The 23,971-nt window shown below is 40.3% G+C and carries 23 protein-coding genes, 2 pseudogenes and 2 other annotated features; of the genes and pseudogenes, 23 read left to right on the top strand and 2 right to left on the bottom strand.

Annotation, left to right across the window (positions count from 1 at the left end; genetic code table 11):
- Positions 1-34: 34 nt before the first annotated feature.
- From hemC to LZD48_RS01895, 6 genes are all read left to right on the top strand, one after another.
- Positions 35-961, top strand: a complete 927-nt coding sequence (hemC, locus tag LZD48_RS01920; RefSeq protein WP_235761033.1) for a hydroxymethylbilane synthase — start codon at positions 35-37, stop codon at positions 959-961.
- Entirely contained in the window at positions 961-1,707 is a 747-nt protein-coding gene (locus LZD48_RS01915; RefSeq protein WP_235761032.1) for a uroporphyrinogen-III synthase, read from the top strand. Before hemC ends, LZD48_RS01915 begins: the two co-directional genes overlap by 1 nt.
- A gap of 28 nt (positions 1,708-1,735) precedes the next feature.
- The gene (gene hemB / locus LZD48_RS01910) at positions 1,736-2,713 is read left to right on the top strand and encodes a porphobilinogen synthase (RefSeq protein ID WP_235761095.1); all 978 of its coding nucleotides are present in this window, start codon (positions 1,736-1,738) and stop codon (positions 2,711-2,713) included.
- A gap of 14 nt (positions 2,714-2,727) precedes the next feature.
- On the top strand, positions 2,728-4,017 hold the full coding sequence (gene hemL, locus LZD48_RS01905) for a glutamate-1-semialdehyde 2,1-aminomutase (RefSeq protein ID WP_235761031.1): 1,290 nt from the start codon (positions 2,728-2,730) through the stop codon (positions 4,015-4,017).
- 386 nt (positions 4,018-4,403) lie between these two features.
- Positions 4,404-5,375: a stage VI sporulation protein D gene (gene spoVID / locus LZD48_RS01900; protein WP_235761030.1), complete on the top strand. Its 972-nt coding sequence runs from the start codon at positions 4,404-4,406 to the stop codon at positions 5,373-5,375.
- A gap of 64 nt (positions 5,376-5,439) precedes the next feature.
- The gene (locus LZD48_RS01895) at positions 5,440-6,432 is read left to right on the top strand and encodes a YutH/CotS family kinase-like spore coat protein (RefSeq protein ID WP_235761029.1); all 993 of its coding nucleotides are present in this window, start codon (positions 5,440-5,442) and stop codon (positions 6,430-6,432) included.
- Here LZD48_RS01895 and LZD48_RS01890 read toward each other — a convergent pair.
- Positions 6,429-6,617, bottom strand: a complete 189-nt coding sequence (locus LZD48_RS01890; protein WP_235761028.1) for a YszA family small membrane protein — start codon at positions 6,615-6,617, stop codon at positions 6,429-6,431. The genes LZD48_RS01895 and LZD48_RS01890 overlap by 4 nt on opposite strands.
- A 145-nt stretch (positions 6,618-6,762) precedes the next feature.
- Positions 6,763-6,987, top strand: a binding site (T-box leader).
- Between the two features lie 55 nt (positions 6,988-7,042).
- Between LZD48_RS01890 and LZD48_RS01885 the strand changes: the two genes are divergently transcribed.
- On the top strand, positions 7,043-9,685 hold the full coding sequence (locus LZD48_RS01885; RefSeq protein ID WP_235761027.1) for a valine--tRNA ligase: 2,643 nt from the start codon (positions 7,043-7,045) through the stop codon (positions 9,683-9,685).
- A gap of 36 nt (positions 9,686-9,721) precedes the next feature.
- Here the strand turns inward: LZD48_RS01885 and LZD48_RS01880 are convergent, their stop codons facing one another.
- Positions 9,722-10,612 (bottom strand): ATP-grasp domain-containing protein, encoded by an 891-nt coding sequence (locus LZD48_RS01880; protein ID WP_235761026.1) that lies wholly within the window; start codon positions 10,610-10,612, stop codon positions 9,722-9,724.
- A gap of 59 nt (positions 10,613-10,671) precedes the next feature.
- Here LZD48_RS01880 and LZD48_RS01875 point away from each other — a divergent pair, with 59 nt between their 5' ends.
- The 16 genes and pseudogenes from LZD48_RS01875 (at position 10,672) to LZD48_RS01800 (ending at position 23,968) form a co-directional block, all read left to right on the top strand.
- Positions 10,672-11,892 carry a bifunctional folylpolyglutamate synthase/dihydrofolate synthase gene (locus LZD48_RS01875; protein WP_235761025.1) on the top strand — a complete coding sequence of 407 codons (1,221 nt, stop codon included), beginning with the start codon at positions 10,672-10,674 and terminating at the stop codon, positions 11,890-11,892.
- A 93-nt stretch (positions 11,893-11,985) separates the two neighbouring features.
- Positions 11,986-12,738, top strand: coding sequence for an SPOR domain-containing protein (locus tag LZD48_RS01870; protein ID WP_235761024.1), 753 nt, complete (start codon positions 11,986-11,988; stop codon positions 12,736-12,738).
- 166 nt (positions 12,739-12,904) lie between these two features.
- Positions 12,905-13,465: a RadC family protein gene (gene radC / locus LZD48_RS01865; protein ID WP_235761023.1), complete on the top strand. Its 561-nt coding sequence runs from the start codon at positions 12,905-12,907 to the stop codon at positions 13,463-13,465.
- A 551-nt stretch (positions 13,466-14,016) separates the two neighbouring features.
- Positions 14,017-15,896: pseudogene (locus tag LZD48_RS01860) on the top strand (reverse transcriptase/maturase family protein).
- 79 nt (positions 15,897-15,975) lie between these two features.
- Positions 15,976-16,116: pseudogene (locus tag LZD48_RS01855) on the top strand (JAB domain-containing protein); the annotation flags it as partial.
- A 202-nt stretch (positions 16,117-16,318) separates the two neighbouring features.
- The gene (locus LZD48_RS01850; RefSeq protein ID WP_235761021.1) at positions 16,319-17,356 is read left to right on the top strand and encodes a rod shape-determining protein; all 1,038 of its coding nucleotides are present in this window, start codon (positions 16,319-16,321) and stop codon (positions 17,354-17,356) included.
- Between the two features lie 12 nt (positions 17,357-17,368).
- On the top strand, positions 17,369-18,271 hold the full coding sequence (gene mreC, locus LZD48_RS01845) for a rod shape-determining protein MreC (protein WP_235761020.1): 903 nt from the start codon (positions 17,369-17,371) through the stop codon (positions 18,269-18,271).
- The gene (mreD, locus tag LZD48_RS01840; protein WP_235761019.1) at positions 18,268-18,801 is read left to right on the top strand and encodes a rod shape-determining protein MreD; all 534 of its coding nucleotides are present in this window, start codon (positions 18,268-18,270) and stop codon (positions 18,799-18,801) included. The genes mreC and mreD overlap by 4 nt, the downstream gene beginning before the upstream one ends.
- A gap of 41 nt (positions 18,802-18,842) precedes the next feature.
- Complete coding sequence (gene minC / locus LZD48_RS01835) at positions 18,843-19,529, top strand: septum site-determining protein MinC (protein WP_235761018.1); 687 nt, start codon at positions 18,843-18,845, stop codon at positions 19,527-19,529.
- Complete coding sequence (gene minD / locus LZD48_RS01830) at positions 19,522-20,322, top strand: septum site-determining protein MinD (RefSeq protein ID WP_235761017.1); 801 nt, start codon at positions 19,522-19,524, stop codon at positions 20,320-20,322. The genes minC and minD overlap by 8 nt, the downstream gene beginning before the upstream one ends.
- Positions 20,323-20,641: 319 nt before the next feature.
- Positions 20,642-21,403 carry a M23 family metallopeptidase gene (locus LZD48_RS01825; protein WP_235761094.1) on the top strand — a complete coding sequence of 254 codons (762 nt, stop codon included), beginning with the start codon at positions 20,642-20,644 and terminating at the stop codon, positions 21,401-21,403.
- Positions 21,390-22,241, top strand: coding sequence for a M50 family metallopeptidase (locus LZD48_RS01820; RefSeq protein WP_235761016.1), 852 nt, complete (start codon positions 21,390-21,392; stop codon positions 22,239-22,241). Before LZD48_RS01825 ends, LZD48_RS01820 begins: the two co-directional genes overlap by 14 nt.
- 60 nt (positions 22,242-22,301) lie before the next feature.
- Positions 22,302-22,378 (top strand) — a sequence feature (ribosomal protein L21 leader region).
- A 14-nt stretch (positions 22,379-22,392) separates the two neighbouring features.
- Entirely contained in the window at positions 22,393-22,701 is a 309-nt protein-coding gene (gene rplU, locus LZD48_RS01815; protein WP_235761015.1) for a 50S ribosomal protein L21, read from the top strand.
- Between the two features lie 12 nt (positions 22,702-22,713).
- A complete protein-coding gene (locus LZD48_RS01810) occupies positions 22,714-23,043 on the top strand; it encodes a ribosomal-processing cysteine protease Prp (RefSeq protein WP_235761014.1) in 330 nt (109 codons plus the stop codon).
- A gap of 13 nt (positions 23,044-23,056) precedes the next feature.
- The gene (gene rpmA, locus LZD48_RS01805; RefSeq protein ID WP_235761013.1) at positions 23,057-23,347 is read left to right on the top strand and encodes a 50S ribosomal protein L27; all 291 of its coding nucleotides are present in this window, start codon (positions 23,057-23,059) and stop codon (positions 23,345-23,347) included.
- 108 nt (positions 23,348-23,455) lie between these two features.
- The gene (locus LZD48_RS01800) at positions 23,456-23,968 is read left to right on the top strand and encodes a Spo0B domain-containing protein (protein WP_235761012.1); all 513 of its coding nucleotides are present in this window, start codon (positions 23,456-23,458) and stop codon (positions 23,966-23,968) included.
- The last annotated feature ends 3 nt before the right edge of the window (positions 23,969-23,971 follow it).

The raw sequence follows: 23,971 nt of genomic DNA, 5'->3' as shown, positions 1-23,971 counted from the left end.
AGAATATTGATTGGTAATTAGGAGGTTTTTTTTCATGCGTAAAATTATTGTTGGGTCAAGGAGAAGTAATCTTGCCTTAACACAAACGAAATGGGTCATTGAACAATTAAAACAAGCAGGAGTCAAAAATGAATTTGTCATCGAGGAAATTGTTACAAAGGGAGACCAGATACTTGATGTCATGCTATCAAAAGTCGGAGGAAAAGGCTTGTTTGTAAAGGAAATCGAGCAAGCGTTGTACGATAAGCGCATTGACTTTGCCGTTCATAGTATGAAAGATATGCCCGCGGTGCTCCCAGAAGGATTGGTGATTGGTTCGATTCCAGTTCGGGAAGATTACAGGGATGCTTTCATTTCCAAGAACAATTTGAAATTGAACGAATTACCGGAAGGGGCAATTGTTGGAACGAGCAGTTTGCGTCGTGGCACTCAAATACTTGCCGCTCGCCCGGATCTGGAAATAAAATGGATTCGCGGTAATATTGAAACCCGTCTAAGGAAACTGAAAGAAGAAGATTATGACGCGATTATTCTTGCTGTTTCTGGTATTAAACGCGTTGGAATGGATTTGTCGATCATTACAGAGTATCTTGATCCGGAAGTATGTGTACCAGCAGTTGGACAAGGAGCGCTTGCGATTGAATGCAGGGAAGATGATGAAGAAATGAGAGAAATTCTATCCTTAATAAATGATGCGGAGACAAAGGAAACAGTTACTGCAGAGCGAACATTTTTAGATTTGCTCGAAGGGGGTTGTCAAGTGCCAATCGGCGGACATGCTTATTACAAAGAAGATGAACTCATTATGACCGCGTTAGTTGGAACTCCTGATGGGAAGACAATCTTGAAAGAAGTAGTAACAGGTAAAGACCCGGTTCAAGTTGGAACAGAAGCTGCTGACCTCCTTATTAACCAAGGTGCGAAAGAAATCGTTCAAAAAGCGAAAGAGGAGCTGGAGTAATGTCCAGTGACTTACAGGGGAAACGCATCATTGTCACGAGGGAAGCTGGCCAGGCGAAGAGTTTCTCGGATAAAATAAGGGAACTTGGCGGTGTACCGATTGAAATTCCGCTTCTTCGAATAAATTGTATAAGCCCAAATAATGAACAGGATATTTTTAATCAGTTGCAGAGCTATCATTGGATAATTTTCACGAGTGCAAATGGTGTTAATTGTTTTTTTGCAGCAAGTGATAAGAATCAGGGATGTTTTAGAGAGCAAGTTAAAATCGCTGCGGTTGGTCATAAGACAGATTTAGCATTGCGGCGTTTTGGCTATACGGCGGACCTCGTGCCGGATACATATGATGCAGAGACTTTATCAGCTATTTTCCTGCCAATTCATCAAAACGGCGAACGAATTTTATTAGTACGAGGAAGCCGTTCTCTTGATGTTTTACCGAAACGATTGGGAGAAAAGGGAATTGCTTTTGATTCGATAGAAATATATGAAACAAACATAAATGAAGAGATAAAAGACAGATTGACCCATGTCGTACAACAGGGTGCCTTTGATTACCTTACATTTACAAGTCCTTCAACCGTGAACGGATTTATAGACTTATACGGCAAGGCGGTCTCTGCACCTTGTGTCTGTATCGGTACGACAACAGAAAAGGCAGCAAGCGCGGCAGGGTTCACTCATTTGATTACCGCGAAAACATTCACGATTGAAGGAATGCTCGAAGCAATGATGATTCAAGATTAATGGACGAAAGGAATGTTTCAAGTTGGCAATGAATAACCATTTTAAAAGACATCGCCGTTTACGTAGCAGTGCGTCGGTTAGGGCGATGGTTCGGGAAACACATCTTCATGTAGAGGACTTTATTTATCCGATATTTGTTATTGAAGGAGAGAACATTAAGAATGAAGTCCCATCCATGCCTTCTGTTTATCAATTCTCACTGGACCGCTTAATGGAAGAGGTGACAGAAGCATATGAATTAGGTATACGTGCACTTATGTTCTTCGGTGTCGTGACAGATAAGGATGAAGTCGGTTCGGGGGCGTATGCAGCAGACGGAATCGTCCAGCAAGCTACGAAGCTCGTGAAAGGGAAATACCCTGAGCTGCTTGTTGTTGCCGATGCTTGTCTCTGTGAGTATACGGACCACGGTCATTGCGGCGTCATTCATGGGAATGATGTGGATAATGATGAATCATTAAAACTACTTGCCAAAACAGCCGTATCCCAAGCCGAAGCTGGAGCAGATATTATTGCACCATCCAATATGATGGACGGTTTTGTCGCAGTGATAAGGGAAGCACTTGACGAAGCAGGATTTACTCATATTCCAATTATGTCTTACGCGGTCAAATATGCCTCTGCGTTCTACGGACCATTCCGGGATGCAGCAGATAGCGCACCACAATTCGGTGACCGTAAGACGTACCAGATGGACCCGGCAAATCGTCTGGAGGCAATTAGAGAAGCCCGGTCTGATGTGGAAGAAGGAGCAGACTTCCTTATGGTGAAACCAGCATTATCTTATCTTGACGTTATCCGCGATGTTAGAAATGAATTTGACCTTCCTGTCGTTGCTTATAATGTGAGCGGGGAATATGCGATGGTGAAAGCTGCCGCACAAAATGGCTGGATTGATGAACAACAACTCGTTCTTGAAATGCTGACTTCCATGAAACGTGCTGGAGCAGATATTATTTTAACTTATTTTGCAAAAGATGCAGCAGCAATTTTACGAAAATCATAAGGGAGGAACGAATGATGAAAAACTTTACAAACTCAACCGATGCATATAAAGAAGCAGTTGAACTAATGCCTGGTGGAGTAAATTCACCTGTCCGTGCCTTCAAATCGGTTGGTATGTCACCGATTTTTATGGAAAAAGGGAAAGGTGCGACGATTACAGATATTGATGGAAATGAATATATCGATTATGTATTAAGCTGGGGACCACTAATTTTAGGGCACGCTGATGAACGAGTAACGACAAAGTTAAAAGAGGTAGTTGATAAAGGGACGAGCTTCGGTGCACCGACTGAAATGGAAAATAAACTCGCCGCCCTCGTGAAAGAACGGGTACCTTCTATAGAAATTGTTCGGATGGTGAATTCAGGGACAGAAGCAACGATGAGTGCTATCAGACTTGCCCGTGGATATACTGGCCGTGATCTTGTCATAAAATTCGTAGGAAGCTATCATGGCCACGGAGATTCATTATTAATTAAAGCTGGTTCAGGTGTAGCAACACTTGGTCTACCAGACAGTCCAGGGGTGCCAGCATCAATTGCAAGTAATACGATTACGGTTCCATACAATGACTGGGAAAGTGTTCAGCTTGCATTTGAACAGTACGGCGATCAGATTGCGGCGGTCATTACAGAACCTGTTTGCGGTAATATGGGGGTTGTTCCACCAAGAAATAATTTCCTGCAAAACCTGCGTGATATTACAACGCAACATGGCGCATTACTTATTTTTGATGAAGTCATGACAGGCTTCCGTGTTGGTTATAACTGTGCACAAGGTTATTATGATGTCTTACCGGACCTTACTTGCCTTGGGAAAGTTATTGGTGGAGGTCTGCCTGTTGGAGCGTTCGGCGGAAAACGGGAAGTGATGGAACAAATCGCTCCACAAGGTTCGATCTATCAAGCAGGAACATTATCCGGTAACCCGCTAGCAATGACAGCCGGTTACGAAACATTAAAAGCAATGGACGAAGCGGCATACGAAGAACTTGGAAAATTAGCAGATAAATTAGAAGCAGGTTTCCGTGAAGCTAGCGAGAAGCACGATATTCCTTTACAAATAAACCGTGTCGGTTCCATGGTTGGTGTATTCTTTACACCAGAAGAAGTAATCAACTTTGAAACAGCTCAAACTTCTGATTTAGACCGTTTTGCAGCGTATTACCGTGGTATGATTGAGGAAGGGATTTTCCTGCCACCATCTCAATTTGAAGGACTATTCCTATCTACTGCACATACGATGGAGCATATTGAAACAACCATTCAAGCAGTCAACCGCGTGTTTGCAAATCTCAATAAGTAATAACATTAAGGTATCCGAAGCATAAAACAGCTAAGGATACCTTAATGTCACGTCCTGTGACCAACGCCGGCATTAGAACTTCCTGTTCGGAGGTAACCCTGGCGAGACCCCTTAGTGCTCAGCGCGAGGAGGCCGGCCGCTCAGCAGGTGCGAGGGGTGTCTGGACTGCGGACCTCCAGAAGAGAATTTCGGTTTCGGACACTTACGCTGAATGAAAGTGATTGGGATTTTAGCTTTTTTGAATAATACATTTTGAAGACCTGATACATGAGGATACTCCTCTAGTTGTGTCAGGCTTTTTCATGCATATCTCCTTTTATCCATTCATATAGATAGTGTATACACAGGCTTTAACTGTATAGGCAATGGAGAAGGGAGGAGTTATTTTGTCTTCTGCTAATCAAGGCTTTCAATTTGAATTACAAGAAACATTGTATTTTGACAAAGGTGATGAAGTACTCGAGTTAATCGGTGTTTCACTTAATCCTGAAGTAGAGATTCAATCATATGATACGTATGTGTCTATCCGCGGGGAGATTGAACTACGGGGAGAATACATGCGTGATGAACAACGAATAGACGAAACAGATCATCTTACACTCGATGACTTGGATGCGAAACGATTTGTGCACCAGGTAGAGAGTAAAGAAGATAATATGGCTGAATTTTATCATCGTTTTCCTGTAGATATTTCCATTCCGGAATACCGGATTGAGAACATGGATGATATCAGAATCGAAATTATTAACTTTGATTACGAATTACCGGCCAATTCAAAATTACAGCTTACAGCAGTGGCAGAAATCCAAGGTATCAAAGCGCAAGTTGATTTATGGAAAGAAAAGGAAACAAAAGAAAGGAAAGTAGAGTCTGAGCAGGACGAAACGTCAGATTCATTTACTTTTGAAGTAGAAAGAGAAGAAAATGAAATGGAAGCGGAAAGAGTAGAAGAAATCGAGGAAGCCGGGTCCATGGAAGATGTTGAAACTGCAACTGCAACGGAGAAAGTAGAAGAAGTTGAAGAAATAGAAGAAGGAATAGAAGCAAACACAGAACGAGAAACGGAAGATGTAATGGAAAATGAGTTGACGATTCGCGCGAAGGAAGAAGAGGAAGGCGAAGAAGAGGGCGGACCGGCAGAAGTTGTGAATGATGTTAGTTATTTAACAGATATATTCCGCCATGAAGAATCGGAAAGCTATACAAAGATGCGAATTTGCATTGCCCAAGAGGACGACACGATCGATTCAATTGCGGAGAGATTTCAAGTTAGTGCCTTACAGTTAATTAAACAAAATAAGCTTGATGATGACTTTGACATTAGCGAGGGACAGTTATTATATATCCCGAAGAAATAAAGCAATCCCCTTGTGAATGGAAGCAAGGGGTTTTCTTATGTTAAGCATTCCGGAGGTTATCAGGATGGAAAATCAAACAGAAATTCTTAAAGCTTATCATTTATTTCCCCAAGGAATTGTCCCTGTTACCGATAGGCTTGATAAAGTTAAGGCAGGCGGAAAAGAATATGCATTAAAACGAAGCAGGCTGAATGAACAATCCATACAAACTTGGAAGTCTATCTATACGAGAGCAAATCAACAGAATCTTCATGAAGTCATCCCTGTTTATTTAACAAGGGACCGGAAAATGTATGTCGAATCAGCGGGTGCATTTTATTACCTGACCCCATGGATTGAGACTAATAACAGATTTATAGGTGAAAACCGGATCCAGTCCATATATAAACAAATTGGCCGGATACATGTCCAAACGAAAAGTTTGCACCGTCTAAACAAGCAAGAATTGTCCAGTCGATTTCAAACCTATCAGAAAAGTTGTTCAAAAGATGAAAGTCGGCTTCTTGCATGGATTGAGACAATGGAAGAGAGCCATTATCCTTCTCCTTTCGAACTGCAAGTCTTAACCCACTATCGTGATATTCGTTTCTCCCTCAATCGATCTCAGCAACTCGTTGATGAGATTCTCTCTTATGCTGAAGGGGAATCGGACTGGGGAATCAGTTTAAATCATGGTAATCTACAAGCCGGTCATTTATTTGAACACTATATTATTAATTGGGAGAGGGCTTCTTATAAACATGCTATCTATGATTTATATGACCTTTTCCGCAACGGGGCAGTTCAAGAACCACAATTAAAAAATCATTTCCTGCAAAATTTCGCCATCTACCTGGAAGAAAATCCGTTAACCTCCTTGGAACAAGCTTTACTTTGTCTCTACCTGCTAAATAGCAATAAATATTTACGGATTGTGGAAAATTATCATACAGCTAAAGAAAATTATCCCTCTCATCTTACGTTATCGATTGAATTAGAACAGATTTATCGTCAATTAATCTTCGGGCTGAGTTTCCAAGAAATGCTTGAACAAAAGATTAGAAATGACGATGTTTAAATCCATTCCAAGTAAAAAGCAAGATAGAGAAAGATGAAAATACCTAGTAAAAATACGTCTAATGTTGTCGGGAGTATAATTGTACGGAGAAGCTGGTATACTAATAACGGCATCATTGCTTTTTCTAAACCGAACAGGCATTGTCTCGCCCAAGGAGGCAGACGATACCGGTAATACCGACCCATAAGATCACCTCATAATCATTGATGATATTCCTTGCTATATCGTATGTAATGAAGTTTTATTTGTTCCTTCCGAACATATGATGAAATGAAAGATAAAGTTGACGTATTCAAGCGAAGTGTATACAATATAAGATAAGAAAATATGAAAATGCAAATGATTGGGAAGAGTACAGGATGAACGCCTACAGGAAGGGAAATGATTTGCTGAGAATTTCCTAGGAAGGTTGTGCTGGAAGGTCGCCCATGATGCAGCAGCTTTGAATTATAGTAAAAGCATGCCGGTAAAATGCCGATATCTATCAACGAGTGTACAAATATTAATTTGTAAACAAAGGTGGTACCACGGAAGTTAACTCTTTTCGTCCTTTTTTGGAAGGATGGAAAGGGTTTTTTTAATTGTAAAAAATAAAGGAGGCTGATCGGTAATGTCGGATAAAAAAGTAACATTGCCATCAAAATATAATCCAAATGAAGTAGAGGCAGGTCGTTATCAGTTTTGGCTGGAGGGGAAATTCTTTGAGGCTCCAAACGACCCGAAAAAAGAACCTTATTCTATTGTTATTCCCCCGCCAAACGTAACGGGCAGACTCCACCTCGGGCATGCGTGGGACACGACGATGCAGGATACGATTATTCGGATGAAACGAATGCAAGGGTATGATGTGCTCTGGCTTCCAGGCATGGACCACGCAGGAATTGCAACCCAAGCTAAAGTTGAAGCTAAACTGAAAGAAATGGGAACGAACCGTTATGAACTCGGCCGGGAAAAGTTCCTTGAGAAATCTTGGGAATGGAAGGAAGAATATGCTTCCTTTATCCGGTCACAATGGGAAAAGCTCGGTTTAAGTGTTGATTATTCAAGAGAGCGTTTCACACTCGATGAAGGATTGTCTGATGCGGTTAAAGAGGTTTTCATCAAGCTTTATGAGAAAGGACTCATCTACCGGGGTGAATACATCATCAACTGGGATCCGCAGACGAAAACAGCACTTTCTGATATTGAAGTGATTCATGAAGAAGTGGAAGGCAAGTTTTACCATTTTAAATACCCAATCAAAGATAGTGATGAATATATCGAAATTGCTACAACACGTCCCGAGACAATGCTTGGAGATACGGCGGTAGCTGTTCACCCAGATGATGAACGGTACCAGCATCTCATTGGCAAAACGGTAATTTTACCACTTGTCGGTAGGGAAATTGAAATTGTTTCTGATGATTATGTTGATATGGAACTAGGCTCTGGCGCGGTAAAAATAACGCCTGCTCATGACCCGAATGACTTTGAAATTGGTAATCGCCATAATCTGGAAAGAGTTCTAGTGATGCATGAAGACGGCTCAATGAATGAAAATGCTGGTAAATATGAAGGGATGGACCGGTTTGAATGTCGTGAGCAAATTGTAAAAGATCTAGAGGAAATCGGTGCCCTTCTGAAGATTGAGGAAAGAGTCCATCAGGTTGGCCATTCAGAACGCAGTGGCGCGGTTGTAGAACCATATTTATCAACTCAATGGTTCGTAAAGATGAAGCCACTTGCTGATGCCGCAGTTGCATTACAAGACAGTGACGAAAAAGTCAATTTCTTCCCAGAAAGGTTTGAGCGGACATATCTCCACTGGATGGAAAACATTCGGGACTGGGTAATTTCAAGACAGTTATGGTGGGGACACCGGATACCAGCTTGGTACCATAAGGAAACTGGTGAAATCTACGTAGGTAGAGAAGCTCCTCGTGATCACGAAAATTGGGAACAGGATGAAGATGTACTTGATACATGGTTCTCTTCCGCCCTGTGGCCGTTCTCTACAATGGGTTGGCCGGATACGGAAGCGGCTGATTTCAAACGCTATTTCCCGACCCAGGCACTCGTAACAGGCTATGATATCATCTTTTTCTGGGTAGCACGGATGATTTTCCAATCGAAAGAATTTACAGGGGAAAAGCCGTTTGAAGATGTGCTCATCCATGGATTAATCCGTGATGCAGAAGGAAGGAAAATGAGTAAATCCCTTGGAAATGGTGTTGACCCGATGGATGTCATCGCTAAATACGGAGCAGACTCTCTTCGTTACTTCTTGTTAACAGGTTCAACGCCTGGACAGGATTTACGATTCCACTGGGAGAAGGTTGAATCAACATGGAATTTTGCAAATAAGATTTGGAATGCTTCCCGGTTCGTTTTAATGAACTTAGAGGATTTCAATTATGATGATATTGATTTGTCAGGAGATCTTTCGGTTGCTGATAAATGGATCCTGACAAGATTGAATGAGACGATTGATCAAGTAACGAAGAATACGAATAAATATGAGTTTGGTGAAGCAGGACGTCATTTATATAACTTTATTTGGGATGAATTCTGTGACTGGTATATTGAAATGGCGAAATTACCACTTTATAGTGACGATGCAGCCCAAAAGAAAACAACACAATCCGTTTTAGCCTATGTGCTTGACCAAACGATGCGCTTGCTGCATCCATTCATGCCGTTCATTACGGAAGAAATTTGGCAGCAATTGCCACATGAAGGGAAATCCATTACGATTGCAAGCTGGCCGCAAGTAAAACAAGAATTGCATGATGATGTGGCTGTTAAGGAAATGTCGCGCTTAGTGGCAATCATCAAGTCTGTTCGTAATATCAGGGCAGAAGTTGATACCCCAATGTCCAAGAAGATCAATATGCTGATTGAAGCAGAGAATGAGGAAATCGTCTCTGAACTGGAGCAGAATCGTACGTACCTGGAACGCTTCTGTAACACGGAAAAATTAGCAGTTGCAGCTAAGCTGGAAATTCCAGATAAAGCAATGACAGCTGTCGTAACGGGTGCAGAAATATTCCTGCCGCTGGAAGGGCTGATTGATCTTAACAAAGAGTTGGAAAGACTGGAAAAAGAGTTGGATAAATGGACAAAAGAAGTAGACAGAGTGAAGAAGAAATTATCCAATGAAGGCTTTGTAAGTAAAGCGCCGGAAGCTCTTGTTGAAGCAGAACGCCAGAAAGAAAAAGACTATCTAGAAAGACAGGCAAAAGTAAAAGCAAGACTGGAAGAATTAAAAGGATAATGGAATATAGAAAATGGCTGGGTTTCCAGCCGTTTTTTAATAATCTTTTATCTTGTTTAAAACATATTCCATCATATAATCTGCCGCATTGATTCCTGTGCATTCATATAGATTCCGAATATGTGCATTGGAGTTTATTTCACAGATAATTGGCTGATTTTCCTCACCATACAGTAAATCTACTCCGGCAAAATCTGCTCCAATTGCTTCTGTTGCCAGCACTGCGATCTCTTCTTCTGATTGTGTTGGTGTATAAGCTTCCATCCGACCTCCCGCCGTAATATTGGCTCGGAAATCATTGTCAGACTTTCGCTTCATAGCAGCGACGACCTTATTACCAACTACTTGAAGGCGCAGATCAACTCCATAACTCGTTCGGACAAATTCTTGAAAAACAAATGGTTTATTGCCAATTAACTCGAGTTTCTTATTGAGTTCTTTTTTACTTTCAACAAGATATACTTGCTCACCGAAGGAACCGAACGCTTCCTTCATTATAAGAGGAAAGCCGATTTCCTCGATTGCCATCTCGATAACTCGTTCATCAAAACTTCCTGTGTGAAATATTTTGGGAGCAATTATTGTTTTTGGTATTGGCAGATTTAATTTAGCAAGTGCTTGATAGGTCGCGATCTTATCATCACTTACAGCGATTACCTCGGCCTTATTAAATACAGGAACACCTAGGTATTCCAATTGTTTCGCTAAATAAATATCTTTATCCGTAAATACAACATAATCAGGGAGAGGCATTTCTGATAATACATCAAGTTTTGAAGTTGTAAGCAAACTAAGTAAATCATTATTTTTAATGAGTTTTGCTTTACTATTGAATTTTTCTGCTGCCTTTTGCAGCATCTCTGCGAAATCAAGAAACTTACTTCCAGGCAAGTTGCCGTTATAGATTATCCATCCTGTTCGTTTCAACATTCATTTTCCTTTCTGTTATAATGAATTTACGATTAATTGAGGAAAGCGGTGTTATCATGTTTTCTACTATACAAGAGGTGGAAGTGTTTTTCAATGAACGAAAAAAGTTAGGAATGAAGCCGGGTCTCGAACGGACTCATGAGTTGCTAGCCCGATTAGGTAATCCAGAAAATCATTTTAAAGCAATTCATATTGCTGGCACGAACGGTAAGGGCTCGACACTGCATTTTATTAAAGCAGCTTTGCAGGCAAATGACTATGAGGTCGGGGTTTTTACATCACCGAGCTTCACAGGGGTACGCGGACATATTTTGTTAAACGATCAGGAAATCCCTGAAAAAATAATGGTTGAACAGATGAATCACATTCTGCCGCATGTTATAGAAATGGACGAAGCGGATTTGGCGCCAACAGAGTTTGAAGTACTTACTGCTCTGGCGTTTTGTTTTTTTGCGCAAAATGGGGAATTTGTTCTGATCGAGGCGGGCATGGGCGGTCGATTCGACACGACGAACGCCGTGCAGCCGATTCTGTCGATTATTACATCGATTGCACGCGACCATATGGATTATTTAGGTGAAGGTGAGTCGGAAATAGCCTGGCATAAAGCTGGAATTATTAAGGAAACAATACCAGTCGTTGTCGGAGATTTGGATGAGGAAGCATTTGCTGTAATGAAAGAAGAGTCCCGGAAAAAGCACGCTCCCTGTTTTAAACTTGGAATGGATTTTAACCGCTTGTATTTCAATCTGCAAATGAAAGGAGAGCATCAGCAAGATAATGCTTCAATTGCTTTACAAGCTTTACATATTTTAAAGCAAAGTGGTTTCAAACTGGACTTCGAAAAAGCAATCTGCCAAATAGAGGATACCATGCTGCCTGGTCGATTTGAATGTGTTCAGCACAATCCGGTAGTTATACTCGATGCTGCTCATAATCCGGCCGGGATAAAAGCTTTTATTCAGACTGCTCATGAGCAATATCCTGATGCGAACAAACAAGTCATTGTTGCCATGTTTCGCGATAAAGCAATAGCAGAAATGCTTGATTTATTATCGGAACAATTTGAGCATATTACGCTTACTACCTTTGAACATCCACGTGCATGGAATCTAAATAATTTGCCACGTAACATTCCGGTTGAACAAGTGAACCCTGATTATAAAGCACTTCTCGAATACATACCAGATAATGACAGTGTTTATTTTATTACAGGTTCACTCCACTTTATAACAGAAGTGCGTCACTATTTATTGAATCAACGTAAAATGATGTAGAAAAGTTTTACAATCCAACTGACAAATTTCTTCTACTTTTTCATTCTGATTATGCTAGAGTGATGCAAAGGTATTCTAGCAGGGAGTGAAAAGATGACGAATAATAAATATACAGATGACCGGATTATTGAGGATGGCAGCGCGGTGAAAAAGGAAGTGAAAAGTGACATAACCCCTGTCCACTATCGTCCAAAAAGTGCAAAGAAAAAAAGCTGGCTTGCACCTGTTGTTGTAACCATTCTTTCAGCGGGCGTAATCGGTACAGTATTAGGAATGTTTATAATCCATTTATTTACCGGTATTGAAAATGAACAGTCAGAGGAAGAGGTAAGTCCATCTGCAGCTGTTACGGCTCAAGAAACGGACAGTCAAGTACATTCAGGACAACTGGCAGCACTAGCTGGATACGTTCTTCAAGCCGGGCTGTTTGAGGAGCAGGCGAATGCGGAAGAATGGCGGGACACTTTTACGTCAGCAGGTGAACCAGCATTCATTTGGGAACGAGATGAGCAATATTTTCTATTAATCGGAATCTACCAGACAGAAGACTTGGCTAAACAGCGCGCAATAGAGTTACAAGGTGAGGGATTTGATGTATTTGTTAAACAATGGCAAACAACGGAGAAGGAGCTAGAACTTCACGAAGAAGCTTCTGAATGGATTGAACAGTTTGGCCAAGTGTGGGAAGAAGCATTAACTGCGCAAGAAAACACTCCACTCTTGAACCATTCGGAGCATACACCTCAAGGAGAAAGGTTAGAAAATCTCGTTGAAGTCATAGAGGCACCTACAGAAGATGTTGGAGTTTATCTCCTGCAGGTTATGCAAGCCTATGATAATTTGTAACTTATCCGTTTATGAAACATGAACATAGAAAACCACCTGATAAGGAGAATATCTCCAGGTGGTTTTTCGATTTCTCCCGGTAAAAGAGCCTTTAAAACAGAGAAACAGCAAGTTGAGTTTTATTTTCATAATTCGTAAAGTGAGAACAAGAAAGGAGGTTATAGGGATGCAAATCATGATTAAAGATGTACCAAAAGAAGACAGACCGAGGGAGCGTGCCATCAGGCTTGGAACAAATCATCTGACCAATCAGGAGATTTTAGCCATTTTGCTTGGAAGCGGTACGAAAATAGAATCTGTCATGATGCTCGCCAACCGGGTGCTTATGCATTTTGAAGGCTTAAAACTATTGCATGATGCCACGCTTGAAGAGTTGACAGCGATTAAGGGAATCGGACATGCAAAAGGGGTTCAAATCCTAGCTGCAATTGAACTTGGTAAGAGAATGAGCCAATATAAACCCGATGATAAATACGTAATCCGCTCACCTGATGACGGAGCGAATTACGTTATGGAGGAAATGCGCCTGCTAAAACAGGAACATTTCGTTGTTTTGTTCCTGGATACTAAGAACCACGTTATTCACCGGCAAACGATTTTTGTCGGGAGCCTTAATGCTTCGATCGTTCATCCTCGCGAGGTGTATCGTGAAGCTGTTAAACGCTCAGCTGCATCGATCATCGTTTGCCATAATCATCCATCCGGTGTGCGCCTGCAAGGTGCATAAATTTAGCGATTTCAATGGAAATCTAGAACTTCTTACAACGTTCTATGGTCAGCATCTTACCTTGAGAGGAAACTCATAGAGGGAACATAGCATGATGTGAAAAGGAGAATAGACAGGCAAGCTATCTACGCCTGAGTCAGTTCTTCAGACCAAGTGATGTATGGTAAAAGCTATACTGCCTGAATCCTAGACGAATGAGCGATGGGTGCGCCATTACCTAAGATAGCTAACAGGTAATGAGGATAAAATGGGAGATGTATCGCCTGAGCGTCTGTTGGAAATCGCCGCTTTCCTGTCCATAGTAAGATTTATCCTTCAATCTTCCACTAGAAGAAAACGTCGAAAGGGATACCTAACCATCACATTTCTAAATTTATGTCATAATGCAGGGATTATCTAAGTGCAAGTGCCTTGTAGCTATTAGACAAAGGTCTATGAAAATTGCATATGATAATGGAGTTTTTATAGTACCCAACGTTTGCTTGTAATGAGTTTAGCATGGGGAAGAAAAACAGGTTGATGTTAACGTCAACATGAAAGGAGTCATGAATATGGCAAATAATCCATTTCGACAGTTGGACGTTATAAGGAATGTCTCTTTACATGGTCTTAAAGTAACAGATTGTTATCGTCTAATGTACAACAAAGAGTTATGGATAAAGGCATACGCCAAGTTATATCCGAACGCAGGAAATCTCACAAAGGGAACTACTGAAGAAACAATTGATGGATGTAGCCTACAAAAAATTGATGAAATCATCGAGCAATTGAAGGCTGGTACATTTCGTTTCTCACCAGTAAGAAGAGTCTATATTCCAAAATCCAATGGTAAGAAAAGACCATTAGGGGTGCCAAATTTTCGAGATAAACTTGTCCAAGAAGTTATGAGAATGATTGTAGACAATATTTACGAACCTGTCTTTTCAAGCAATTCACATGGGTTTAGAGAAGGAAGAAGTTGTCACACAGCTCTATCACAAATTAAAAACACTTGGAAGGGATTGACTTGGTGTATTAAGGGGGATATTAAAGGATTTTTCGATAATATCAACCATCAAATTCTAATCAAGTTAATTTCCAAGAAAATTAAGGATAGAAGGTTTCTACTTCTCATACACAACGCATTAACATGTGGCGTAATGGAAAATTGGCAGTTTAATAAGACGTATAGTGGAACGCCACAAGGAGGAATTATCTCTCCATTACTGGCGAACATCTACCTTCATGAGCTTGACTTGTTCGTGGAAGAACAAATCAAGAAATTCGATAAAGGAAAAGTCCGTGTAAGAAGGAAAGAAACAAGAGCTATTAGATCAAAAATTGACTCTACTAAAAGAAAAATAAACAGACTAGACGATAAATACGGACACAAACATTGGGAGGGACGATCAGAACTAATAGAACTGATACGCGACCTAAAAAAGAAAGGTTTAACCGTTCCATCAACAGACCCAATGGATGAAAATTATCGAAGAATGAAGTACGTTCGCTATGCTGATGATTTCGTTATTGGAATTGCAGGGAATAAAGAACACGCAAGGAAGATTAAAGAGTTAGCAGGAAAATTTCTCGAAAATGAATTGGCATTGGAATTAAGCGAAGAAAAGACACTTGTTACACATCTAGAGAATCCAGTTCCATTTTTAGGGTATGAATTCCGAACGTGGCAAGAAGTGAAGGTCAAACGAGTGAAATATAAGAATTACGGACAGCCACTGAAGAAAAGGACCTTATCGGACGCGATTAAACTAGAAATCCCTTCAAGTAAAATAAAAGATTTCGCATTAAAAAATAACTATGGAAATTTAGACGATTTCAAAATAACGCATAGGACAAAACTTATTAATAACTTTGAACTAGAGATTTTAATGACCTACAACGCGGAACTACGTGGCATTGCCAACTATTACAAGCTAGCAAATAACTATCACCACTTGGATAGATTATTCTACCTAGCGGAGAGTAGTTTTATCAAGACGATGGCTAATAAACGACGCAGCACCTCGGCAAAAGTAGCAAATAGTATGAGAAAGCATAAGCAAGGTGTGCTATGTCTTGTACGCTATGACAAAAAGGGCAATGAAATCCTCCATCAATTTGTAAGGATGAAGGATATGCCAAAAACAAAAGGTGCTATAAAAGCAGACTCAACACAATCTGATATTATCTCAAATGTATATAAATATTCGGGTAGAACAGAGTTTGAAAAACGTTTATTAGCAAACCAATGTGAAGCATGTGGAACGACTGAAGGTCAAATGGAAGTCCATCATATAAGGAAACTAAAAGACTTGAAGAAAAAAATCTCAAGCTTTTAGAGCGTATTATGATTGAACGAAACCGAAAAACCTTAGCCCTATGCTATGACTGTCACCATAAACACCATGAAAAGCAAATTCCGATTAATCAACTGGAGAGCCGTATACGCTGAAAGGTGTACGTACGGTTCGGAGGGGGGAATTGTGAAACCTATTATGGAAACATAATAAGGCGCTTGATTCCTACCCTACGATCCTTCGCCATCCCAGGAAGATATCCATGTAACGAGACGATTAGTCGAGGCGGGCAAAATAATGGGAATCGAAGTACTGGATCATCTCATCATTGGAAATCGTAAATTTGTTTCATTGAAGGAAAAAGGTTATCTATAACAATATTAGACTATCTATTTTATCATTTATTTCGTATAATATTATAGGGATTGTTATATCAAGCGCCATTTTTCTGCTAACAATTGAAAGTGGCGCTTCTTAATCTTGAAAATTAGGATAAAATGAATGTTTGCATGAGGTTTCAGAAATAGATATAGTTAAACTACATATAAGAAATTCGTGAACGGAGAGGGAGATTGGATTGGCAAAGTTTAGCTTTTCTCAAGATTTTGGTATCGACCTAGGTACTGCAAATACATTGGTGTTCGTTAAAGGTAAAGGAGTAGTCGTACGTGAGCCGTCTGTTGTTGCCAAAAATTCGGAAACTGGTAATATTGAAGCGGTAGGAAGTCATGCGAGAAATATGATTGGTAGAACGCCGGGAAATATAACGGTTATTCGTCCGATGAAAGACGGCGTCATTGCGGATTATGATACAACAGCAGCAATGATGAATTATTATATTAAGAAGGCAATGCGTGGACGTTCCATATTTGCTAAGAAACCAAATGTCATGATTTGTGTCCCGTCTGGAATTACAATGGTGGAAGAACGAGCGGTAATTGATGCAACGAAACAAGCTGGAGCCCGCGAGGCATTTGCAATCTCAGAACCTTTCGCTGCTGCTATCGGTGCAGGTCTTCCCGTCTGGGAGCCTACAGGCAGTATGATTGTTGATATCGGCGGAGGGACGACAGAGGTTGCAGTAATCTCCCTTGGCGGAGTGGTGACAAGCCGTTCAATCCGTGTTGCCGGTGATAATATGGATGAGGCGATCATTAATTATATCCGCAAAGAATACAGCTTGCTAATCGGTGAACGTTCAGCAGAATCAATTAAATTAGATATTGGAACAGCTGGAGAAGTGACAGAAGATAGTGAATTGGACATTAGAGGAAGAGATTTGCTGACCGGCCTGCCAAAAACAATAACCGTAACCGCAAAAGAGGTGTCTTCTGCTTTAAATGAAACAGTGGAGGCAATTGTTGAAGCGGTGAAGAACACACTTGAAAAAACACCACCGGAACTTGCTGCTGATATTATGGATCGCGGTATTGTACTCACAGGCGGTGGTGCAATGCTTAAAAATATTGATCAAGTCATTAGTGATGAAACGAAAATACCAGTTTTCATTGCGGAAGAGCCACTTGAAAGTGTGGCAATAGGAACAGGGAAATCAATTGATTATATTCACCATTTCCGAAATTCAAATGTATCAACGTTATCTTCAAATAATTAAGTAGGTGTTTTCATGCGCTTTTTTAGAAATAAACGGCTTTTTATCTTTCTGATTGGATTTATCCTGCTCGTCGTGCTTGTCGGTTATACCTTCAGAGACCGGATAAATGTCACCTTTGCAGAAGAATTCATAAATGATGCAGTTGGCTGGGTGCAATATGTCGTCCACACACCAGTCAATTTTACAACAGATGTATTTACAAATATCAAAGACTTCCGCAACACATACGAGGAAAATCAAATATTGAAAGAACAGCTTAGCCAATATCGTTCCCTTATTTATGAAGTGCAGGAAGTCAATAAAGAAAATGAAGAATTACGGGATGTTCTTGATTTGATGGAATCTGATTCCATTCGCAGCCATGAGGCAATTCAGGCAATTGTTATTGCACGCTCTCCTGAAAGATGGCTCGAACAAGTGACAATCAATAAAGGTGAAAAGCATGGTGTTCAAGCAAATATGTTAGTGATGACGGCAGACGGAATGATTGGAAAGGTTCAATCAGCTAATGATGTTACTGCACGAGTGAAGCTGTTAACTGGCTTTGATCAATTTAATCGGATATCTGCAATGGTTTCACGGGATGAAGGACGTAATATATTCGGTATGATCGAAGGGTTTGATGAGGAGACGAATTCTTTACTCTTCCGTATCATTGAGGAATCCGAAAAAGATATTGCAGAAGATGATCTTGTCGTATCTTCCGGGATGGGAGGCGTATTCCCAGCTGGAGTTCCGATTGGTACAGTTAAAGAAGTAACATCTGATCAATACGGTTTAACCCAGATTGCTCTTGTTGAACCGGCATCTGATATGTATGATATTAATCATGTTATCGTACTTGACCGTGCAGTTGACCAGGTTGATGAATCCAGCGAGGCGGCTGATGAGGAAGAGGAGGACAATGAGGAATGAAAAAGGCTTACTTACCACTCATTCTACTTGTTCTTGTTATCGTTGAAGGCTTAGCAATCAATCTCCTGCCAAATGAAATAGTATTGAGTACCAATCTGATCATCGCTCACTGGGTTCTTGTATTCCTTGTTTACATTGCTGTTTATTACGATGTGGAGGATACATATTATTCCATTACTTATGCTTTTATTTTTGGGTTATTAATTGATGTAGTCTATACAGGTATTCTCGGTATTTACATGTTTTCTTATGGGATAGCTATTTATGCCATCCACGGCTTACAGAAATTATTGCACCGGAATTTTTACGTTTTGCTTATTTTAGGTGTCACAGCAATTGCGGTTGCAGATGGTTTAATTTACATGATGTATACCGTAATAGGTGTGACTGATATGATTTGGTCGGATTATTTACTGAGAAGAATGCTTCCGACAATACTTGCTAATCTGTTATTTTTACTGCTTTTATTTCCTTTATTCAAGAAAAGGATTGTTCAGTGGAGTAAGGAACAGTTGGATCGTGGAAATTAAGATGAGGATATTCGGGGCTTTTTTGGAAGAGGTGACGAACTGTGCATGAAAAGAAACCAATAATCACAATAAAAGGGAACAGGGAAGGCCTTACATTAATGATTGACGATGAAGTGCCGTTTGAGGAAGCCCTGGTCGAATTAAAAGATAAATTACAATCGACTCAACAGAACAAGAATGAACCGCTTGTTTCTGTGAAAGTACAATCTGGCAATCGTTTTGTAGATGAAGAAAAGCGGGATAGATTACGAGTTATGATTGAAGAGGATAATCATTTCAAAGTAACTGCTATTGAAACAAATGTTGTTCATCGTGATGAAGCGCTACGTTGGAAGGAAGAAAGTGGAATTAAGAGGACTCACCGGATTATTCGTTCTGGACAAGTTTTAAAAGTGACAGGTGATCTCTTGCTTATTGGTGATGTGAATCCTGGTGGCAAGGTAATGGCTACTGGTAACATTTATGTTTTAGGTAATTTATTCGGAATTGCCCATGCTGGTTATAAAGGTGACCGCAATACGTTTATTGCAGCATCTTATATGAAGCCGACCCAGTTGCGGATTGCTGATTATATTAGCCGCGCACCAGACTACGTGGCAGATGGTGTCTATATGGAGTGTGGCGTTATTGATGATAATGAAGATAAAATCATCATTGATTCGTTGAAGCTTCTTTCACGGAAACGAAATGAAATAAGCGGATTTGAAAGGAGAATGCAAAATGGGTGAAGCTATTGTAATTACTTCTGGTAAAGGTGGCGTTGGCAAAACAACAACAACCGCTAATATAGGTACAGCATTAGCTTTAATGGAGAAAAAAGTCTGTTTAATTGATACGGATATAGGCTTAAGAAATCTTGATGTAATTATGGGGCTTGAAAACCGAATTATCTATGACATTGTGGATGTTGTGGAGGGACGCTGTCGGTTAAATCAAGCATTGATTCGCGATAAGCGCTTCGACTCTTTGACTCTTCTCCCAGCTGCACAAACCAGTGATAAATCTGCAGTCACTACGGAAGGCATGAAAAAAATCGTTGCAGAACTGAAGCAAGAATATGATTATATCATCATTGATTGTCCTGCGGGAATTGAGCAGGGATTCCAAAATGCTATAGCAGGAGCAGACCGGGCAATTGTCGTAACCAACCCTGAGAAGTCAAGTGTGCGTGACGCCGATCGCATAATTGGTCTCTTGGAGCAGGAAGATATGACAGAAGCACCGCGCCTCATTATTAACCGAATCCGAAACCATATGATGCAAAGTGGTGACATCATGGAAGTAGATGAGATTGTTCAGTTACTGGCAATTGATTTAATTGGTATTGTAATCGATGATGAAGAAGTAATTAAAGCTTCTAATAACGGGGAGCCTGTTGCATTAAACCCCAACCCTAAAGCTTCTATTGCTTATCGGAATATCGCAAGAAGAATACTCGGAGAAAACGTTCCACTGCAATCTTTAGAAGAAGAAAAAGGCATCTTCCAACGCTTCAAAAAATTCATCGGTATGCGCTCATAAAATTATATTTTTATTAATAACTCATAAAGCCGATATCACTCAGGTATCGGCTTTTTTATAATATTTTTGCGCTACTCCAGTTCCGCAGCGCCCATACACCCTTTCCACGGGCGCCTGATGAGAGCCTCCACCCTGGCAAACCCGTTGTGGGGTCTCATCGATGCTTTTCTTATCCCGCAGGAGCAGGAGTATAAGGATTGCGGACCTCCAGTAGAGAGTGGTTCATTCCTCTCTCTATATTATACAGAAATATCCATTCATAACACCGGACGAGCTTTCATATATTGGTAAGGAAATAGCAGGAAAGACGGTGAATGGAATGAGCAAGGATATTAGAAAAGTAAGAAAAGCAATAGAACAACGTAAAAAGGAACGTAATGTACCAAATAAAGGAATAGAACAAGACAGCGGGATCTTCCACCAAGCAGAAGAAAAGCACGGATACCCACCAGAAATCAATAACTATGTATTTAAAGAGAAAGCGAGCAAAGATTTCGTAACCGGCCTCATGATGAAAGGCATTCTTGCAGGCATCCTATTCTTTTCAGTCGCCCTATTAATGACTACGAATCATGCCTTACTGGCAAAGCCGCAGGAAGTTGTCCATCAGTTATTGCGTAAAGACTTTCAATTCGCTAAAGTAAATAGCTGGTACAGGGATGTTTTCGGCAGCCCATTAGCATTCTCCCCGCAGCCTGCAGATTTGCCTGATGAACATCAAGAAGTAGTCATGCCTATAAACGGGGACATCATTGAAACCTTTCAAACAAACGGGACAGGTGTGAAAATATCCCCAGGTAAAGAGACGGATATCGTTGCTCATCATGAAGGGGTTGTAGTATTTGCCGGCAGATATCCAGACACAGGTAGAACAATCGTTATCCAACATGCTGACGGAACGAATTCCAGATATGGTCATTTAACAAATATTGATGTCCATCTGTATCAATACGTAACAGCAAACGAGCGAATCGGAACATTTGCGCCAACAGAAAGCAGTGAATCTGTATTTTTTTCCTTAGAGAAAGATAATACATTCCTCGATCCAGTCAAGGTGATTGTGGTTGATGATGGTCCGTAATCTGCTTCCTCCACTGCACATTCACCCCATACTTATTTTATTTATTGGTATCTCTTTATTGACTGGTACTTTCATGGAAATGACAATTATTTTTGCGATTGTGTTTGTCCATGAGATGGGACATTATCTGGCGGCAAAGTTTTTCAGGTGGCGGATCAAGCGGGTAATGCTTTGGGTATTTGGCGGAGTAATGGAAACAGACGAACACAGTAATCGTCCTGTGAAGGAGGAATTAATCGTTACATTGGCAGGGCCGCTTCAGCATATCCCAATCTATGCTGCCCTGGAAGTATTGCTTTCTGTTGGAGCGATTTCAGAATCATTGTTTCAAACAGCGCTATGGTATAATACAGTCATTCTTTTATTTAATTTATTGCCAATCTGGCCACTTGATGGCGGGAAAATTCTTTTCTACTTCTTATCGGTCATCCTCCCTTTTAGAAAAGCATTGGATGGCATTTTTTTATTATCTTTAAGTTTGTGTGCTAGTCTTGCGTTTGGTTATATATTTTTCTATCCGTTTACGTTGACCTATACCGCAATCATGATTTTTCTGTTTCTTGAAAACAGACTGGAATGGAAACGCCGATTTTATGTATTTTTGCGCTTTCTAATGCGGAGATACAGGGGGAATGAAGACGTTAAAAAAATCGAACCATTATATTTAACAGGTAATTCAACATTGATGGATGTATTCAGTCAATTTAAAAGGGAAAGAAGACATTTGATTATTCTCCGTGGTACCGATAGTTCCGTGAAACGAATTGACGAAACGGACTGTTTACATGCTTATTTTCACAAGAAGCAATATGGGAAACGAATGGATGATTTATTTTAGATGGATGCTTGACATAGAAGCTTAAACTATGGTAATATTTATACGTTATTCAACGTAGCACCAGTGCTACAACCGCGCAGAACAGGTTTTAAACTTCTAGGAATAAAAGTACCTGTATGGCGAGTCTTAGTAATTAAGGAGGTGCGCATTCATGTACGCAATTATCGAAACAGGTGGCAAGCAAGTTAAAGTTCAAGAAGGCCAAGAAATTTATGTTGAAAAAATTTCTGCTGAAGCGAATGAAACGGTAACATTTGACAAGGTACTCTTTGTTGGTGGAGATGACGTAAAAGTTGGAGCTCCATATGTTGACGGAGCTAACGTAACTGCTAAAGTTGAGAAACAAGGCCGTCAAAAGAAAATTAGAGTATTCAAATACAAACGTAGAAAGAATTACCATCGTACACAAGGTCATAGACAGCCTTATACGAAACTAGTAATTGAAAAAATCAATGCTTAAAGGTCGACTGAAGTGATTCAAATAACGGTTGAACGCAATAACAACGTTTTGCACTCCATCGAACTTTCTGGACATGCTGAAAGTGGACCATATGGCTATGATCTTGTCTGCGCAGCTGTTTCTGGAGTGTCGATTGGGGCAGTAAACGCAGTCCTGGAATTAACGGATACGAATATTGACATTAAGCAGGGAGGAGAAGGTGGTTACTTAAAAATCACATTCCCATCCCTTTATACTGAAAACGAATTGGAAAAGGCACAACTTCTTCTCGAAGGAATGCTTATTTCCTTAAAATCCATTGAAATGGAATACGGTGAATTTATACGAATTCAGGAAACATAAGGAGGTGCACGACATGCTACGTTTAGATTTGCAATTCTTTGCTCAGAAAAAAGGTGCAGGTAGTACGCGTAACGGACGTGATTCACATTCGAAACGTCTAGGTGCTAAAAGTTCGGATGGCCAATTTGTAACAGGTGGCTCCATTCTTTACCGCCAGCGCGGTACAAAAGTTTACCCAGGTGATAACGTAGGGCTTGGTTCGGATGACACATTATTCGCAAAAGTGGATGGTGTTGTTAAGTTTGAACGCTACGGTCGCGACCGTAAAAAAGTAAGTGTTTATCCGGAAGCCCAAGAAGCATAAGAGTTAAATAACGAACTCCAGCCGAATTTTGGCTGGAGTTTTTTTCGCTATTTGATGAAGTATTTATTCGTTTCTGCTATACTTTCTATATCAATAGGAGGTACACTTATGGAAGCAAAAGAGGTAGTGGACATCATTCAATCGTATCGTCACGATTTACTGAACGATCTGCAGATTATTCAGGGGTATGTTAAATTAGGTAAGATGGAAAAAGTGGATGACAATCTGACTAAGCTCTTCGAATTTTTCCATAAGGAACGGAAATTACTGAATCTGAACATCCCTCATGTTGTTGTCTGGTTTAAGAAATTCAGGATGAAGTACAATCAATTTAAACTTGGTTATTCGATTCACTCAGAGAGTATAAAATTAACAGATGCCGATCTGTATATCAAAGAAAAACTGGATCAAATTATTCAAGATATACAACAAAGATCGGATGATGTAAATGTTTATACGATACATGTCGATTTTATTGAAAATGAAACGGATTGTACAATAAATGTTTCCGTCGATTTAAATGAGAGAAGTGAGGAACAAATAATTTCCCCTTCTGAAGATATTTACATAAAACAAACACCGGAAAATCTGATATACAGTTTTAACGTGTTTGCAAGTTAAGAG

The sequence above is a fragment of the Oceanobacillus alkalisoli genome (assembly GCF_021556485.1).
Classification (GTDB): Bacteria; Bacillota; Bacilli; order Bacillales; family Amphibacillaceae; genus Oceanobacillus; species Oceanobacillus alkalisoli.
Note: the sequence above shows the minus strand (reverse complement) of the source record. Positions and strands in the feature narration are given on the sequence as shown.

Bases quoted from the DNA above. Each gene is read 5' to 3' on its own strand.
- hemC (WP_235761033.1), top strand. From the start codon at position 35: ATGCGTAAAATTATTGTTGGGTCAAGGAGAAGTAATCTTGCCTTAACA.
- LZD48_RS01915 (WP_235761032.1), top strand. From the start codon at position 961: ATGTCCAGTGACTTACAGGGGAAACGCATCATTGTCACGAGGGAAGCT.
- hemB (WP_235761095.1), top strand. From the start codon at position 1,736: ATGAATAACCATTTTAAAAGACATCGCCGTTTACGTAGCAGTGCGTCG.
- hemL (WP_235761031.1), top strand. From the start codon at position 2,728: ATGAAAAACTTTACAAACTCAACCGATGCATATAAAGAAGCAGTTGAA.
- LZD48_RS01895 (WP_235761029.1), top strand. From the start codon at position 5,440: ATGGAAAATCAAACAGAAATTCTTAAAGCTTATCATTTATTTCCCCAA.
- LZD48_RS01890 (WP_235761028.1), bottom strand. From the start codon at position 6,617: ATGGGTCGGTATTACCGGTATCGTCTGCCTCCTTGGGCGAGACAATGC.
- LZD48_RS01885 (WP_235761027.1), top strand. From the start codon at position 7,043: ATGTCGGATAAAAAAGTAACATTGCCATCAAAATATAATCCAAATGAA.
- LZD48_RS01875 (WP_235761025.1), top strand. From the start codon at position 10,672: ATGTTTTCTACTATACAAGAGGTGGAAGTGTTTTTCAATGAACGAAAA.
- LZD48_RS01870 (WP_235761024.1), top strand. From the start codon at position 11,986: ATGACGAATAATAAATATACAGATGACCGGATTATTGAGGATGGCAGC.
- radC (WP_235761023.1), top strand. From the start codon at position 12,905: ATGCAAATCATGATTAAAGATGTACCAAAAGAAGACAGACCGAGGGAG.
- mreC (WP_235761020.1), top strand. From the start codon at position 17,369: ATGCGCTTTTTTAGAAATAAACGGCTTTTTATCTTTCTGATTGGATTT.
- mreD (WP_235761019.1), top strand. From the start codon at position 18,268: ATGAAAAAGGCTTACTTACCACTCATTCTACTTGTTCTTGTTATCGTT.
- minD (WP_235761017.1), top strand. From the start codon at position 19,522: ATGGGTGAAGCTATTGTAATTACTTCTGGTAAAGGTGGCGTTGGCAAA.
- LZD48_RS01825 (WP_235761094.1), top strand. From the start codon at position 20,642: ATGAGCAAGGATATTAGAAAAGTAAGAAAAGCAATAGAACAACGTAAA.
- LZD48_RS01820 (WP_235761016.1), top strand. From the start codon at position 21,390: ATGATGGTCCGTAATCTGCTTCCTCCACTGCACATTCACCCCATACTT.
- rplU (WP_235761015.1), top strand. From the start codon at position 22,393: ATGTACGCAATTATCGAAACAGGTGGCAAGCAAGTTAAAGTTCAAGAA.
- rpmA (WP_235761013.1), top strand. From the start codon at position 23,057: ATGCTACGTTTAGATTTGCAATTCTTTGCTCAGAAAAAAGGTGCAGGT.
- LZD48_RS01800 (WP_235761012.1), top strand. From the start codon at position 23,456: ATGGAAGCAAAAGAGGTAGTGGACATCATTCAATCGTATCGTCACGAT.